This window comes from Aromatoleum evansii (assembly GCF_012910805.1).
In the GTDB taxonomy this organism is placed as follows: domain Bacteria; phylum Pseudomonadota; class Gammaproteobacteria; order Burkholderiales; family Rhodocyclaceae; genus Aromatoleum; species Aromatoleum evansii.
In genome coordinates, this window is record NZ_WTVK01000009.1 from 115,007 (window position 1) to 128,553 (window position 13,547).

Genomic DNA, 13,547 nt, shown 5'->3' on the forward strand with positions numbered 1-13,547 from the left:
TCTCAGGCTTGTGCGTTAAAACGCACGCTGCTAGGCTTGAGGGTGTGCGTTATAACGCACGATCTTCCGATTAGAGCAGATAGAGCCAAGCATGGGCAACCCACACACGGCGCCGGGCATCACCCGTCATTTTCCGCACCTCGCGGCCGGTTTGATCGCCGTGCTGGTCGGCTACACCAGCTCGGCGGCGATCGTCTTCCAGGCCGCCCACGCTGCCGGGGCCACGCCTTCGCAGCTGGCTTCGTGGCTGTGGGCGCTCGGGCTGGGGATGAGCCTCACGTCCATCGCGTTGTCCCTGCGCTACCGCGCGCCCATCCTCACGGCGTGGTCGACGCCGGGTGCGGCGCTCCTTGCCACGGGGCTCGTCGGCGTGCCGATGAGCGAAGCGATCGGCGCCTTCCTGTTTGCGTCTACCTTGATGGCGGTGCTCGGCTTCAGCGGCGCGTTCGAGCGCATCATGCGCCACGTGCCACCGTCGATTGCCGCCGCAATGCTGGCCGGCGTGCTGCTGCGCTTCGGTCTTGGCGCCTTCGCGCAGCTCGGTCAGGATCTCGCGTTGGTGGGGACGATGATCCTCGTGTTCTTCGCCGCCCGTCGCTGGTCCCCGCGTTATGCCGTGCCGCTCGCCTTCCTTGCCGGTCTGGTCGTCGCCGCGGCCAATGGCGGCATTGCCGCCGCCGAAATCCGCTGGCAACTGTCCGGCCCTGAATTCGTGATGCCCAGCTTCTCGCCCGCGACGCTCCTCGGCATCGGCCTGCCGCTGTTCATCGTCACGCTCGCCTCGCAGAACGTGCCCGGCCTGGCCGTGCTGCGCGCCAACGGCTACGCGACGCCCGGTTCGCCGCTGCTCGGCTGGACCGGCATCACCGGCGTCGTGCTCGCGCCCTTCGGCGGATTCTCCTTCAACCTCGCCGCGATCACGGCCGCCATCTGCATGAGCCCGGACGCCGATCCGAATCCGGCCCGGCGCTACCTCGCGTCGATCTGGGCGGGCGGCTTCTATCTCCTCACCGGCATCGGCGGGGCCACGGTGGCGAGCCTGCTGTCCGCCTTCCCGCAGACCTTGGTCGCCGCCATCGCCGGGCTTGCGCTGATGGGCACGATCGCCGCCAGCCTGAGCGCGGCGCTCGCCGACGAGAGCGGACGCGATGCGGCCGTGGTCACCTTCCTCGTCACCGCGTCGGGCCTCACACTGTTCGGCATCGGCAGCGCATTCTGGGGGCTGGTCTTCGGCTATGCCGTGAGCCACGCCCTGCGGCGGCCGCAAAGGCTCGCGGCCTGAGCCGCGCCGGGGCGTCAGTCCGGAATTTCAGGCTCGACGAGTCGCGCCAGATGCTCGAGCGATTCCTGCCAGCCGAGGTAGCAGAATTCCACCGGAATCGCCTCGGGAATGCCTTCCTGCACGATGTTCACCTCCGCCCCGCAGGCCACCGCGCGCAGCGACACGGTCGTCACCATCTCGCCCGGCAGCTTGGTGTCGTCGAACTTGTCCGTGTAGCGAATGCGCTCGTTCGGCACGAGTTCCAGGTAGTTACCGCCGAAGGAATGGCTGTTGCCCGTGCTGAAATTCCTGAACGCCATCCTGAATGTGCCGCCCACCGTGGCATCCAGGTGGGCGACGGTGGAGGTGAAGCCGTTGGGCGGCAGCCAGCGGGCGAGGGCTTCCGCATCGAGGAAGGCCCGGTAGATCTTCTCGGGTTTTGCGCGCAGCACGCGGTGCAGGCGGACGGTACCGGTAGGCATGGTCTCTCCTTTCGTCGGGGGGCGGATCCGCGGCTGTTGTCGCCGCTCCGTCCACCATAGTCGAACGGCAGGGCGGCGGTTTGACAGTCGCAGCGAAATCCAGGGCGTTCCGGCTTGCCCCTGTCCGTCTTTTCCGGTGAATCTAGTGTGGATTGGCCAAGGCGCCGGGGGCGGTTCCATGCACTGTCCTTAGCGGATCTTGATTTAACGAAACGATCGGTCTAAATTATAGCCATGGACCTTGCACACCAGCCCCCTCGCCGCCGCGGCAGGCCCCCCAGGCAGCGCGAAGACCTCACCGAGACGCGCGAGCTGCTGTTGCGCGCCGGGCTGGAAGTGCTCACCGAAAAGGGCTTCACGTCCACCGGCATCGACGAGATTCTCGGCCGCGTTGGTGTCCCGAAGGGGTCCTTCTATCACTATTTCGACAGCAAGGAAGCGTTCGGCCTCGACCTGATCGAACGCTACGGGGAGTTCTTTGCCCGCAAGCTGGACCGTCACCTGCGCAACGCGGCGCTCTCGCCCTTGTGTCGTCTGCGGGCCTTCGTCGTCGATGCGACGGACGGCATGGCCCGCCACGAATTCCGTCGCGGCTGCCTGATCGGCAACCTCGGCCAGGAAATGGGGGCGCTTCCCGAGAGCTTTCGGGCCCGGCTCAAGGAGACCTTCGAGGATTGGCAGGCCCGCTTCGCCGCCTGCCTGGTCGAGGCGCAACAAGCCGGTGAGTTGGCCCAGAACGCCGACACCGCCCGGCTGGCGGCCTTCTTCTGGATTGGCTGGGAGGGCGCCGTCCTGCGGGCCAAGCTCGAGCGAAGCGCGCAAGCGCTCGAGACCTTTGCCGGACTGTTCTTTGCCGGCTTGCCCCGGCGCTGATTTTTTCGTGTTTTTGTAGACGATCGGTCTAAAGGGAGAGGAGTCGTATGTTCGAGGGAATCCTGATCGAGAAGGACGAGTCCGGTTACCGCGCGAGCGTGCAGGAACTCGATGAAGCGCAGTTGCCCGAGGGCAACGTGACGGTCCGCGTCAGCCACTCGACGCTCAATTACAAGGACGGCCTGGCCATTACCGGCAAGGGGCCGGTGGTGCGGAAGTTCCCCATGGTCCCCGGCATCGACCTGGTGGGCGTGGTCGAGGAAAGCACCCATCCGGCGTACCAGACCGGCGATCCGGTCGTGCTCAACGGTTGGGGCGTCGGCGAGGTGCACTGGGGCGGCCTCGCGCAGAAGGCGCGCCTGAACGGCGACTGGCTGGTGCCCTTGCCGTCGGCGTTTACGCCGCAGCAGGCAATGGCAATCGGCACCGCGGGCTACACCGCCATGCTGTGCGTACTCGCGCTCGAGCGGCATGGCGTCAGGCCCGAGGACGGCGAGATCCTGGTCACCGGTGCCGCGGGTGGCGTCGGCAGCGTCGCCATCGCGGTCCTGGCGAAGCTCGGTTACACGGTCGTCGCCGCCACCGGCCGCCCGCAGGATGCCGACTACCTGAAGTCGCTCGGCGCAAGCGAAGTCGTCGAGCGCGCCCTGTTCTCGTCGCCCGGCAAGCCCCTGGGCAAGGAGCGCTGGGCCGGCGCCGTCGATGTCGTTGGCAGCCACGTGCTGGCCAATGTCTGCGCCACGACCAAGTACCGCGGCGTGGTCGCCGCTTGCGGCCTGGCGGCAGGCATGGATTTCCCCGCGACCGTCGCGCCCTTCATCCTGCGCGGCGTCACGCTGGCGGGCGTCGATAGCGTGATGTGCCCGCGTCCCGAGCGCCTCGTGGCCTGGCAACGTCTGGGAATCGATCTGGACGTCGCCAAGCTCGGCCAGATCAGCCGCGAAGTCGGCCTGGCCGAAGCCATTCCGCTCGCCGACAGCCTTCTGAAGGGCGAAGTGCGCGGCCGCATCGTAGTGGACGTGAATCGCTAAACCAACTTCAGCAGCAGAAACCGCTTCATCATCCGAAGGAGAACAGCATGACCCAAGCGCAGCAGGCCGCAGTAAGCCGGTTTCCCGTTCCCGAACTGAAGGACATGCCCGAAGACATCCGCGCGCGCATCCTCGCCGTCCAGGAGAAATCCGGTTTCATCCCCAACGTGTTCCTGACGCTCGCCCACCGCCCCGACGAGTTCCGGGCCTTCTTCGCCTATCACGATGCGCTGATGGAAAAGCCCGGCAACCTGAGCAAGGCCGAGCGCGAAATGATCGTCGTCGCGACGAGCGGTGTGAACCAATGCCAGTATTGCGTGATCGCCCACGGCGCCATCCTGCGCATTCGCGCCAAGAACCCGCTCATTGCCGACCAGGTCGCCACCAACTACCGCAAGGCCGACATCACCGAGCGCCAGAAGGTGATGCTGGATTTCGCCATGAAGGTTTCGCAGAGTGCCCACCTCGTCGGAGAGGCCGATTTCGAAGCGCTGAAGGCACACGGCTTCAACGATGACGACATCTGGGACATCGCGGGCATCTCGGCCTTCTTCGGCATGTCCAACCGCATCGCCAACGTGACGAGCATGCGGCCCAACGCCGAGTTCTACGCGCTCGGTCGCCAGACCATCGAGCGCGCTTGAACTCGCCTCCCTGTCGCGCCGCGAGCTGCCGCGCAGAGCCATGAAGCGCTGCGCGGCAGCGGGGACTATCCCCGCGGTTCGCTGTACGGCAATGCGGCGCGACAGCTTTCTTCTTGGGGCGCCGGGCTCATTGGCCCGTACCCGCCCGACGGACGCTCGACCGTCCGGCGAACCGTGTCGCTGGCGCCTCGCTCAGCACGCTGTCGTGCTCGGTGTGCGGCGTGCCGGTCTCGGTGCGTAGCGGGATGACCCCGGCCCATGCCGGCCAGTTCAGGTCCCCTTCGTCGTCCGCCACTCCCCAGTCGCGCACTTTGGCGGATGCTTCCGCGAGGGGGATCCGCAACAGGCTGGTCGCGTTGAGTTCCTTGTCGTTGATCGGGCGCAATGTTGCCCAACGGTCGGGATAGAGACCGTCGATGAACGCGCGCAGGCTGCGCCGTTTGTCCTCCGGGTTGGTGACGAGCTCGAACCGGCCGTAGATCACCACCGAACGGTAGTTCATCGAGTGGTGCATGGCCGAGCGTGCCAGCACCAATCCGTCGGCGAGCGCGATGGTGACGCAGGCCTCGCCCTGCACGAGCGCCTTGAGCATGCGCGACGCCTTGGCGCCGTGGATGTACAAGTGTTCGCCTTCGCGCCAATGCAGGGTGGGGATCGCGTGCACCGCGCCATCGATCTGGAAGGCGACGGTGCAGATCATCGCCGCGTCGACAATGGCTGCCACGGCGTCGGCCTCGTAGTGCGCGCGCTCCGGCAGGCGGCGGACGCGGGTGCGCGGGGAAGGGGCGGAAGGCTTGGACATGACGGCGGGGCTCCGGAAAAAGAAGGATGGCGCAAGCCTACGGGGGTGGTGGTACCTTTCGTAGTGCCACGCGATCAACCAACCATGGAGCCACGATGGAGCTCGACTGGCTGCTCGCCCCGCCGCTGCCGGAGACCTTGCCGCGTCAGCGCGTGCTCTACCTGCGCCTGCGCGACGCCATCCTGTCGGGTCGTCTTGCGCCCGGCACGCGCCTGCCTGCGAGCCGGGGGCTGGCCGCATCGCTGAAGATCGCTCGCAACACCGTGCTGTTCGCCTACGAGCAGCTCGTCGCCGAAGGCTGCCTGGAGGCGGATCGCCAAGGCACGCGCGTGGCAGCCCTCCCCGCGCGGCCGGCGGGGCGTTCGGCTACTGCCGATGCGCCCACCGCGCCGCTACGACTCTCCGCCCGCGCTGCGGCCGCACTCCAACCCGCACCGGGGCGCGAGGCCGAAGCGCTGCCATTTGCTCCCGGCGTGCCGGACTTCGGCGCCTTTCCCTTCCGTAGCTGGCGTGCCTGCCTGGAGCGCGCCTGGCGCGACGCCGGTTGGCGCCAGCTCGGCTATGCGGCGCACGGCGGCGATCCCGCGCTGCGCCAGGCGCTCGCCAACCACCTCACGACCGGGCGCGGCTTGCCCGTGGATCCGGCCCAAATCGTCATCACCAGCGGAACGCAGGTCGCGCTGGACCTGTGCGCCCGTCTGCTGTGCGACGATGGCGACACCGTCTGGGCCGAAAACCCGGGCTACCTCGCCGCCCGCGTCGCCTTCGGCCTGGCCGGGCTGCGGGTGCATGACGTGCCGGTCGACGCCGAAGGGCTTGCTCCGTCGGAGGAGGACTGGCGCGCTTACCCGCCGCGGCTCGTCATGGTCACCCCTTCGCACCAGTACCCGACCGGCCGCGTCATGACCTTGCCGCGGCGCCTCGCCCTCATCGAGGGGGCGCGCCGAACGGGCGCCTGGATCATCGAGGACGACTACGACAGCGAGTTCCGCCGTGCCGGCCCCGCGCCGCCCGCGCTGTTCGGCCTGCGGCCGGATGCCCCCGTCGTCTATGTCGGCACGTTCAGCAAGACGCTCTATCCCGGCCTGCGCCTTGGCTATCTCGTGCTGCCCGAACCCATCGCCGCCGACTTCGCCCGTGCCGCCGCGCTGGCGATGCGCGCCGGACAGGGCGTCGAACAGCGTGCGCTCGCCGACTTCATGCAGCGCGGCCATTACACCGCTCATCTGCAGCGCATGCGCGTCCGCTATGCCGCGCGGCAGGCGGCACTGCGTGCGGCGCTACGTGATGCGTTCGGTCCCGGGGTGGAACTGTCGGGTGGCGAAGCCGGCTTGCATCTGGTGATGTGGTTGCCGGCCGAAGTGTGCGACTTCGAGGTGGTAGAACGTGCGGCCAAGTTGGGGCTGGGGGTGCGGGCGCTAGGGCGCTACGCCAGGGCACCGATGAGGTGCAACGGCTTGGTGCTCGGGTACGGGAATCTGGACGAAGGGATGATCGCAGAGGGCGTAAGGCGTTTGAAGATGGCCGTAAGCCCATGAGGTGCGCCAGCGGAGCCGTTAGCCGATAAACCCGGTCACCCCATCGATCCTGTGTGCCTCGACAACCGAACCGTCCTTGGCGGGCGCAGAAAATGGCGCGACCTTGGCCGCGCCATTTTCATCAAGGTCGATCCGGGAGCCTATCTTCGGCCCCGACCTGTTTCATTTTCGTTTACGTGGATCGACGTCACCACGACGTCTCGTGCTCCGCGGTTGCCGAGATCTTGTGGATGGACAGGTCGGCGCCGGCGAATTCCTCCTCGGGGTCGAGGCGCAGGCCGAGGGTGGCGCGGATGAGGCCGTAGACGATGGCGCCGCCGGCAAGCGCGATGGCGATGCCGCCGAGGGTGCCGACGAGCTGGGCGCCAAAGCTGACGCCGCCGATGCCGCCCAGTGCCTTGCTGCCGAAAATGCCGGCGGCGATGCCGCCCCAGGCACCGCACAGGCCGTGCAGGGGCCACACGCCGAGGACGTCGTCGATCTTCCAGCGGTTCTGCGCGATGGTGAAGAGTTGCACGAAAAGGACGCCGGCGATGGAGCCGACGACGAGCGCACCAAGCGGGTGCATCAGGTCGGAGCCGGCGCAGACGGCGACGAGGCCGGCGAGGGGACCGTTGTGTACGAAGCCGGGGTCGTTGCGTCCCGCTGCGAGGGCGGCGAGGGTGCCGCCGATCATGGCCATCAGCGAGTTGAGCGCGACGAGACCGTTGATGGCGTCGAGGCGCTGGGCGCTCATGACGTTGAAGCCGAACCAGCCGACCGCGAGGATCCATGCGCCCAGCGCGAGGAAGGGGATGCTCGACGGCGGGTGCGCCGAGATCTGGCCGTTCTTGTGGTAGCGGCCGCGGCGGGCGCCGAGCAGCAGCACGGCGGGGAGCGCGATCCAGCCGCCCACGGCATGTACCACGACACTGCCCGCGAAGTCGTGGAATTTCGCCCCGAAGGCGCCCTCGAGCCAATCCTGCAGGCCGAAGTTGCCGTTCCACACGATGCCTTCGAAGAAGGGGTAGATGAAGCCGACGATGAGGAAGGTCGCGATCAGCTGCGGCACGAAGCGCGCGCGTTCGGCGATGCCGCCGGAGATGATGGCGGGAATCGCAGCGGCGAAGGTCAGCAGGAAGAAGAACTTGACCAGCTCGTAGCCGGAGTTGGCGGCAAGCTGCTCGGCGCTCACGAAGAAGCCGTTGCCGTAGGCGAGGGTGTAGCCGATGACGAAGTAGGCCAGCGTCGACATCGAGAAGTCGCTGAGGATCTTCACGAGGGCGTTCACCTGGTTCTTCTTGCGCACGGTGCCGACCTCGAGGAAGGCGAAGCCGGCGTGCATCGCGAGCACCATGATGGCGCCCAGAAGGACGAAGAGTACGTCCGCGGATGTCTTGAACTGCTCCATTGATGTGCTCCGGGTAGCGTGGTCGGTGCGGTCAAGCAAATCATGTGCCGAAAAACAATGTGTCGTTTATTCAATGTCTTGCGTCTGTGGTGCGGACGATCGGTGCGGCGTTGTCCCGTCGGTGGTGCATCGCGCCAGGTCGGCGCACGATAATGGTGCGCGATGGCGGTGCGCAGCTTCGGTGTGGTGCGCGGTCGTGCAACAAGTTGGGGCGTTGCAGGTTCTATTTGGTTCACAATATGGTCGTGAATTGCAGACAAGAATGTAGAATTGCGCTTTGCGCGGCGCACGGCGCCTGGAATCGCCAATGAATCGAGATCGGAAACTGCTGGCGGCGGCGGGGGTGCTGGTCGTCCTCTCCATCATCTGGGGCTACAACTACGTGGTGATGAAGAAGGTGATGCGCTATGTCGATCCCTTCGATTTCTCCGCGATGCGCACCTTCTTCGGCGCGCTCGCGCTGTTCGCGGTGCTTGCGCTGCGCCGCCGCCCGCTGCGGCCGGTGGCGCTGGGGGGCACCTTGTGGCTGGGGCTGTTGCAGACCGCGGCCTTCACGGCATTGATCCAGTGGGCGCTGGTGAGCGGCGGGGCGGGCAAGACGGCAGTGCTGGTGTATACGATGCCGTTCTGGCTGCTGCTGATGGCGCGCGTCTTCCTCGGGGAGCGGGTGCGCGGCTCGCAGTGGATGGCCGTCGGTCTGGCGCTGGCGGGGCTGGTGCTGATCCTCGAGCCGTGGATGCTGCGCGGGGACTCGCGGGGCCCGCTGCTGGCGGTGCTCGCCGGTCTGGTGTGGGCCGCGAGCGCGGTGTGGGCGAAGCGGCTGCGCGCCAATGTGGAGTTCGACCTGCTATCACTGACGGCGTGGCAGATGCTGCTGGGGTCGCTGGTGTTGTGCGTGATCGCGTGGCTGTTGCCATCCGCGCCGCCGCAGGTGACGCCCTATTTCATCGGGGCGCTGGTCTACAACGCGCTGTTGGCGACGGGGCTGGCATGGCTGATGTGGCTCTTCATCCTCGACCGCCTGCCCGCGGGGATGGCCGGGCTGTCATCGCTGGCCGTGCCGGCGGTGGGGGTGTTGAGCGGCTGGGTGGAACTGGGCGAGCGGCCGAACCCGACCGAGTCCGTGGGCATGGTGTGCATCGTCCTGGCGCTGCTGACGATCAGCGCGATCGCGATCCGCGGGCGCAGTTCGGTGGCGCGCTCCGCTGCGGACGAAGGCTAGGCGGCCGCTGCGCTCAGCCGCCCCGGCCGCGCTCGGCTGCGTCGAGGAAGTCCTGCAGGATGGGGCTGCCGTCGAGCAGATCGCCCCCGCCGCCGTGGAATTCCGGATGCCACTGGCAGCCGAACAGGTAGCCGTTGCCCAGCCAGCGGATCGCTTCGACGACGTTGTCGCCGCGCGAGTAGGCCTCGATGCGCAGGTCGGAGCCGAGGTCGCGCACCGCCTGGTGGTGGATGCTGTTGACGCGTCCGCCGGGCGTGCCGCCATACAGCGTCGCGAGATGGCCGCCGGGGACGAAGTCGATCTCGTGGTGGTGCTTGTCGTAGAGGTCGGCGTCGCGGTGCGCGCCGGCGCCGGGAACGTACTCGGAGATGTCCTGCCACAGCGTGCCGCCGCACGCCACGTTGATGAGCTGCGCGCCGCGGCACACGCCCAGCACCGGCTTGCCCTGGATGACGAATTCCCACAGCAGCTCGATCTCGTAGAGATCGCGGATGCGGTCGCCGGTCCATTCGGGGCGCAGCGGATCCTGGCGGTAGGTGGTGGGGCTGACGTCGGCGCCGCCCTGTAGCACGAGCCCGTCGAGCACCTTGACGTAGTCGTGCACGGAAATCTGCGCCCGCCGCAGGCCGAGGTGCTGGCCGATGGTGGGCACCATGAGGACGAGCGCGCCGTGAGACATGATCCAGTGGGCCATCGACTGTTCCAGGTATTGCAGGGTCTTGCCCGGAAAGCCGAGTTCCGCCGGCGGCGTGTGCAGCAGGCGGGCCGAGAGGCCGATGCGCAGCGGCGCCCTGCTCACATCGCTTCTCCTCCCATCCAGCGCGCGCACTGATCCATCACCAGTTCGGGCAGCGATTCGCCCTTGGTGTGCCGCTCGCGCAGCCAGGCGGCGTCATTGCGGCCTTCGCGCACCTGGCGCAGCAGTTCCCCGAGGGCGTCGTCGCAGCCGAGCTCGATGGCGTGCTGTTCGATGCGCGCGAAGCTCGCCTCGATCTCCTCGGCGACCGTGTGATGTTCGTGCGTTTCCGGATGGACGTAGGTGCCGGCGAAGCCGAAGCGGCAAGCCTGGAAGCGGTTGAAGGTGTAGACGAGGTAGTCGTCCTCGGCCAGGCGGATGGGGCGCTCGATCATCAGGTAGCGGGCGATGGCCTGGATGTAGGCGGCGATCGCGGCGGCGCGGCCGATGGTGAGCGGCGTGTCCATGACGCGGACTTCGATCGTGCCGTACTCCGGCTTGGGGCGGATGTCCCAATAGAAGTCCTTCATGCTCTGGACGACGCCGGTGTCCGTCATCTTGGCGAAATAGGCCTCGAAGTCGTGCCAGGTCTCGACGAAGGGCGCGCGCCCCGACAGCGGGAAGGCGAACACGGAGTTGAGCCGCGCGGACTGGAAGCCCGTGTCCTTGCCCTGCACGTAGGGCGAGGAGGCCGACAGCGCGATCAGGTGCGGGATGTAGCGCGACATGCCGTGCAGCAGGTAGAGCGCGGCATCGGGGCCGGGGCAGCCGATGTGCACGTGCTGGCCGAATACGGTGAATTGCTTGGCGAGATAGCCGTACAGGTCCGAGAGGTAGTGGAAGCGCGGCTTGTCGAAGATGCGGCGCTCGCCCCAGTCCTGGAAGGCATGGGTGCCGCCGCCGCAGATGCCGATGTTGAGCTTGCGCGCGGCCTCGGTGAGGGCGGCGCGCAGCGCTTCCAGCTCTTCGGCGACGCGGGCGTAATCGTTGCAGATGCCGGTCGACACCTCGATCATCGAGCAGGTCATCTCGGGCTTGACGTCGCCCGGCACGTCCTTGCGCGCCATCACGCGCAGCAGGTCCTCGGCCGAGGCGACGAGGTCGTAGTCGTGCGTGCTGACGAGCTGCAGTTCCAGTTCCACGCCCATCGACAGGGCGCGCGAGGAGGCAAAGGTTTCGAGGCTCATGACAGGTCTCCGCGGCGGGTTTCGCGGACGCGGATCAGCGCCCGCCGGGTGGCGATCGGCCCGAGCAGGCCCAGCACGACGGTCATCGCCGTCACGATGGGCAGCAGGCGGGCGCCGAAATCGGGGTACAGCAGGCGCACGTCCTCGGCCAGCAGCAGCGCAAGCACCGACAGCGGCATCAGGCCCACGCCGAGGGCGAGGCTCTTGCGCAGGTCGAGGCCGCTGGGCGGGCCGAAGGCGACCGCGCCGCCGAACTTGCCCGCGGCACGTGCGACGATCGCGAGGATTCCGATTCCCGCGCCGGCAAGGAGTTCGCCCGCGCTGACCGCCGCACCCGCGAGCATGAAGGTGACGATGACGAGCACGCCGCCGATGCTGCCGAACTGCTGCGGCCACAGGTGGGGGCGCGGGTCGCGCCACTTGATGAGGGCGCCGGCGAACAGCGGGGCGAGCGCGGTGGGCAGGCGCAGCGCGGTGAGGAGCGCGATGGCGGCGAGCAGCAGCGCGATCATCGCGGCGAGGCCTTGCTCCGAGGCCGGATCGACGAGCTTGCGCAGGCCGAGATAGGCTACGGCGATCACGGCCCCCGCCAGGGCGGAGCCGAGCAGCAGGTACAGGGGATGGAGCAGCGCGAGCTGCCAGCCGGAGTGCACGCCGTGCAGGGCGCCGACGAGGAGCTTGAGCAGGATCACCGACACCGCGACGTTGAGCGCGCACAAGGCGAGCAGGCGGTCGGTGGTCTGGCCCGAGGCGCGCAACTCGTTGGTGACGTGCATGAGGATCACCGGCGAGGTGCCGACCGCGATGGCGGCGACGGCGAGCGCGATGCCGGCGCCCGTGCCCACGGCCCACAGCGCGCCGAAGGTGAGGGCGAAGGCGAGCGCCATCTCGCCCACGCTGGTCGCCACGATCCAGCGGTTGGTGGCGAGCCAGCGCAGGTCCAGGCGGATGCCGAGCTCGAACAGCACGAGCGCGATCGTGAAGTCGACGATGAGGCGGTGCCCGGTCAGATCGTTGGTGTCGAACCAGCCCAGCAGGAGCGGGCCGAGCACGAGACCGGCGAGGGCATAGCCGCTCACGCGCGGCACGCCGAAGCGTCCGCCGGCCTCGCCGACGAGGGCGGTCGCCACGAGGGCGATCGCAACGGGAAAGAGGGCGCCAAGCGCCAGTGGCCATTCCGGCCAGATCAGCAGGTCCATCGAGGGGAGTCCTCCGAAGCCGGTATCGTTATCTACTTCCCTCCGACAGTGGCGGGGGAGCTATTTATCCGGAAGGTTGGAGAGGCATAGAGATCTTCAATGGTATTTTAGAAATATAAATTTGAGCAAATCCAATTCCCCGCGCGCCGGCGGCCGGGTCCGGTGTCCGGCCGCCGCGGCGAGCCTTAGCGCAGGTTGGACGAGGTGAACAGCACGACCTGGTCCGACACGAAATTCACCTGCACGTAGCGAGCATCGTTGCCCCAGGTGCAGCTCTTCACCGCGAGCAGGTCGCTGCACTTGTCGGGGGCGCCAAGCAGTTGTTTGACTTCGCCATAGCTCATTCCCATCTTGAGCTTGTCGTAGTTCTCCACGGTGAGCTTGCTGCAGGCGCCCAGTGCGAGGGCGAGGGTGGCGAGGCCGAGGAATGCGGAGCGTTTCATCTGGTTGTTTTTCCGGTTGCAGGGTGGGCCATGTAACCGAAGCTTAATCCATCGGTCACGGTTTTTTCGTTTCAGGCCGTTAGCGTTCGGGTTCATGAGAGACGTCGATTTCGTGACCGAAGAACGTTGTCTGCGGCCCAGCCTGCGCATCGCACTGGTGACCGAGACCTGGGCGCCGGAGATCAACGGCGTGGCGATGACGCTGGGGCGCATGGTCGATGGCCTGATCGCGCGCGGGCACCGGGTGCAGCTCGTGCGACCGCGCCAGGCCCTGTCCGAGCAGGCTGCGGACGGGCCGGGCTTCGAGGAGGTGCTCGCGCCCGGCATGAGGATACCGAAGTACGACGGGCTGCGCTTCGGCCTGCCGGCGCGCACGCGGCTCTTCCGCCTGTGGTCGCGGCAGCGGCCCGACATCGTGCATGTGGCGACCGAAGGGCCGCTGGGGTGGTCGGCGGTGTCGGCGTCGGTGCGCCTGGGTATTCCGGTGAGTTCGGACTTTCATACCAACTTCGACAGCTACAGCGCGCATTACGGCGTCGCCTGGTTGGAGCGTCCGGTCGCCGCGTGGCTCAAGCGCATGCACAACCGCACCGCGCTGACCCTCGTGCCGACGCGCGCGATGGCGCAGGCGCTGCGCGAGCGCGGCTACCGCTCGGTGGAGGTGGTGGCGCGGGGCGTGGATACGGCGCTCTTCACGCCGGAGCGGCGTAGCGAGGCGTTGCGCGGGCAATGGGGGGTG

At 67.6% G+C, this 13,547-nt stretch carries 14 protein-coding genes; 7 read left to right on the forward strand and 7 right to left on the reverse strand.

From position 1 onward, the window contains the following. Nucleotides 1-91 precede the first annotated feature (91 nt). Nucleotides 92-1,282, forward strand: coding sequence for a benzoate/H(+) symporter BenE family transporter (locus GO615_RS06535; protein WP_169126233.1), 1,191 nt, complete (start codon nucleotides 92-94; stop codon nucleotides 1,280-1,282). 14 nt (nucleotides 1,283-1,296) lie between these two features. Here the strand turns inward: GO615_RS06535 and GO615_RS06540 are convergent, their stop codons facing one another. Next, nucleotides 1,297-1,743 carry an SRPBCC family protein gene (locus GO615_RS06540; protein WP_211166974.1) on the reverse strand — a complete coding sequence of 149 codons (447 nt, stop codon included), beginning with the start codon at nucleotides 1,741-1,743 and terminating at the stop codon, nucleotides 1,297-1,299. Nucleotides 1,744-1,977: 234 nt separating this feature from the next. Here GO615_RS06540 and acuR point away from each other — a divergent pair, with 234 nt between their 5' ends. Genes acuR through GO615_RS06555 form a run of 3 tightly spaced genes read left to right on the forward strand, consistent with a single transcriptional unit; the run spans nucleotide 1,978 to nucleotide 4,291 of the window. Then, nucleotides 1,978-2,616: an acrylate utilization transcriptional regulator AcuR gene (acuR, locus tag GO615_RS06545; RefSeq protein WP_169126234.1), complete on the forward strand. Its 639-nt coding sequence runs from the start codon at nucleotides 1,978-1,980 to the stop codon at nucleotides 2,614-2,616. A 47-nt stretch (nucleotides 2,617-2,663) separates the two neighbouring features. After that, nucleotides 2,664-3,647 carry an acrylyl-CoA reductase (NADPH) gene (gene acuI, locus GO615_RS06550; protein WP_169126235.1) on the forward strand — a complete coding sequence of 328 codons (984 nt, stop codon included), beginning with the start codon at nucleotides 2,664-2,666 and terminating at the stop codon, nucleotides 3,645-3,647. Between the two features lie 47 nt (nucleotides 3,648-3,694). Beyond that, on the forward strand, nucleotides 3,695-4,291 hold the full coding sequence (locus GO615_RS06555) for a peroxidase-related enzyme (RefSeq protein ID WP_169126236.1): 597 nt from the start codon (nucleotides 3,695-3,697) through the stop codon (nucleotides 4,289-4,291). A gap of 127 nt (nucleotides 4,292-4,418) precedes the next feature. On the opposite strand, the gene GO615_RS06560 is transcribed toward GO615_RS06555, so the two are convergent. Further along, nucleotides 4,419-5,093: a pyridoxamine 5'-phosphate oxidase family protein gene (locus GO615_RS06560; protein WP_169126237.1), complete on the reverse strand. Its 675-nt coding sequence runs from the start codon at nucleotides 5,091-5,093 to the stop codon at nucleotides 4,419-4,421. A 95-nt stretch (nucleotides 5,094-5,188) separates the two neighbouring features. Here GO615_RS06560 and pdxR point away from each other — a divergent pair, with 95 nt between their 5' ends. After that, complete coding sequence (gene pdxR, locus GO615_RS06565) at nucleotides 5,189-6,631, forward strand: MocR-like pyridoxine biosynthesis transcription factor PdxR (protein WP_169126238.1); 1,443 nt, start codon at nucleotides 5,189-5,191, stop codon at nucleotides 6,629-6,631. A 187-nt stretch (nucleotides 6,632-6,818) separates the two neighbouring features. Here the strand turns inward: pdxR and GO615_RS06570 are convergent, their stop codons facing one another. Continuing rightward, complete coding sequence (locus GO615_RS06570; RefSeq protein WP_169126239.1) at nucleotides 6,819-8,021, reverse strand: ammonium transporter; 1,203 nt, start codon at nucleotides 8,019-8,021, stop codon at nucleotides 6,819-6,821. A gap of 307 nt (nucleotides 8,022-8,328) precedes the next feature. On the opposite strand from GO615_RS06570, the gene GO615_RS06575 reads away from it, so the two are divergent. Next, on the forward strand, nucleotides 8,329-9,243 hold the full coding sequence (locus GO615_RS06575) for a DMT family transporter (RefSeq protein ID WP_169126240.1): 915 nt from the start codon (nucleotides 8,329-8,331) through the stop codon (nucleotides 9,241-9,243). A gap of 13 nt (nucleotides 9,244-9,256) precedes the next feature. Here the strand turns inward: GO615_RS06575 and GO615_RS06580 are convergent, their stop codons facing one another. The 4 genes from GO615_RS06580 to GO615_RS06595 form a co-directional block, all read right to left on the reverse strand. Then, nucleotides 9,257-10,042: a gamma-glutamyl-gamma-aminobutyrate hydrolase family protein gene (locus GO615_RS06580; protein WP_169126241.1), complete on the reverse strand. Its 786-nt coding sequence runs from the start codon at nucleotides 10,040-10,042 to the stop codon at nucleotides 9,257-9,259. Further along, a complete protein-coding gene (locus GO615_RS06585) occupies nucleotides 10,039-11,166 on the reverse strand; it encodes a YbdK family carboxylate-amine ligase (protein WP_169126242.1) in 1,128 nt (375 codons plus the stop codon). Before GO615_RS06585 ends, GO615_RS06580 begins: the two co-directional genes overlap by 4 nt. Further along, entirely contained in the window at nucleotides 11,163-12,365 is a 1,203-nt protein-coding gene (locus tag GO615_RS06590) for a cation:proton antiporter (protein WP_169126243.1), read from the reverse strand. The genes GO615_RS06585 and GO615_RS06590 overlap by 4 nt, the downstream gene beginning before the upstream one ends. Nucleotides 12,366-12,550: 185 nt before the next feature. Next, nucleotides 12,551-12,808 carry a DUF3862 domain-containing protein gene (locus GO615_RS06595; protein WP_169126244.1) on the reverse strand — a complete coding sequence of 86 codons (258 nt, stop codon included), beginning with the start codon at nucleotides 12,806-12,808 and terminating at the stop codon, nucleotides 12,551-12,553. A 94-nt stretch (nucleotides 12,809-12,902) separates the two neighbouring features. Here GO615_RS06595 and GO615_RS06600 point away from each other — a divergent pair. Then, nucleotides 12,903-13,547 (forward strand): glycosyltransferase (locus tag GO615_RS06600; RefSeq protein WP_169126245.1); only part of this gene is annotated, 645 nt, incomplete at its 3' end.

Bases quoted from the DNA above. Each gene is read 5' to 3' on its own strand.
- GO615_RS06590 (WP_169126243.1), bottom strand. From the start codon at position 12,365: ATGGACCTGCTGATCTGGCCGGAATGGCCACTGGCGCTTGGCGCCCTC.
- pdxR (WP_169126238.1), top strand. From the start codon at position 5,189: ATGGAGCTCGACTGGCTGCTCGCCCCGCCGCTGCCGGAGACCTTGCCG.
- GO615_RS06595 (WP_169126244.1), bottom strand. From the start codon at position 12,808: ATGAAACGCTCCGCATTCCTCGGCCTCGCCACCCTCGCCCTCGCACTG.
- GO615_RS06575 (WP_169126240.1), top strand. From the start codon at position 8,329: ATGAATCGAGATCGGAAACTGCTGGCGGCGGCGGGGGTGCTGGTCGTC.
- GO615_RS06535 (WP_169126233.1), top strand. From the start codon at position 92: ATGGGCAACCCACACACGGCGCCGGGCATCACCCGTCATTTTCCGCAC.
- GO615_RS06585 (WP_169126242.1), bottom strand. From the start codon at position 11,166: ATGAGCCTCGAAACCTTTGCCTCCTCGCGCGCCCTGTCGATGGGCGTG.
- acuI (WP_169126235.1), top strand. From the start codon at position 2,664: ATGTTCGAGGGAATCCTGATCGAGAAGGACGAGTCCGGTTACCGCGCG.
- GO615_RS06540 (WP_211166974.1), bottom strand. From the start codon at position 1,743: ATGCCTACCGGTACCGTCCGCCTGCACCGCGTGCTGCGCGCAAAACCC.
- acuR (WP_169126234.1), top strand. From the start codon at position 1,978: ATGGACCTTGCACACCAGCCCCCTCGCCGCCGCGGCAGGCCCCCCAGG.
- GO615_RS06555 (WP_169126236.1), top strand. From the start codon at position 3,695: ATGACCCAAGCGCAGCAGGCCGCAGTAAGCCGGTTTCCCGTTCCCGAA.
- GO615_RS06560 (WP_169126237.1), bottom strand. From the start codon at position 5,093: ATGTCCAAGCCTTCCGCCCCTTCCCCGCGCACCCGCGTCCGCCGCCTG.
- GO615_RS06570 (WP_169126239.1), bottom strand. From the start codon at position 8,021: ATGGAGCAGTTCAAGACATCCGCGGACGTACTCTTCGTCCTTCTGGGC.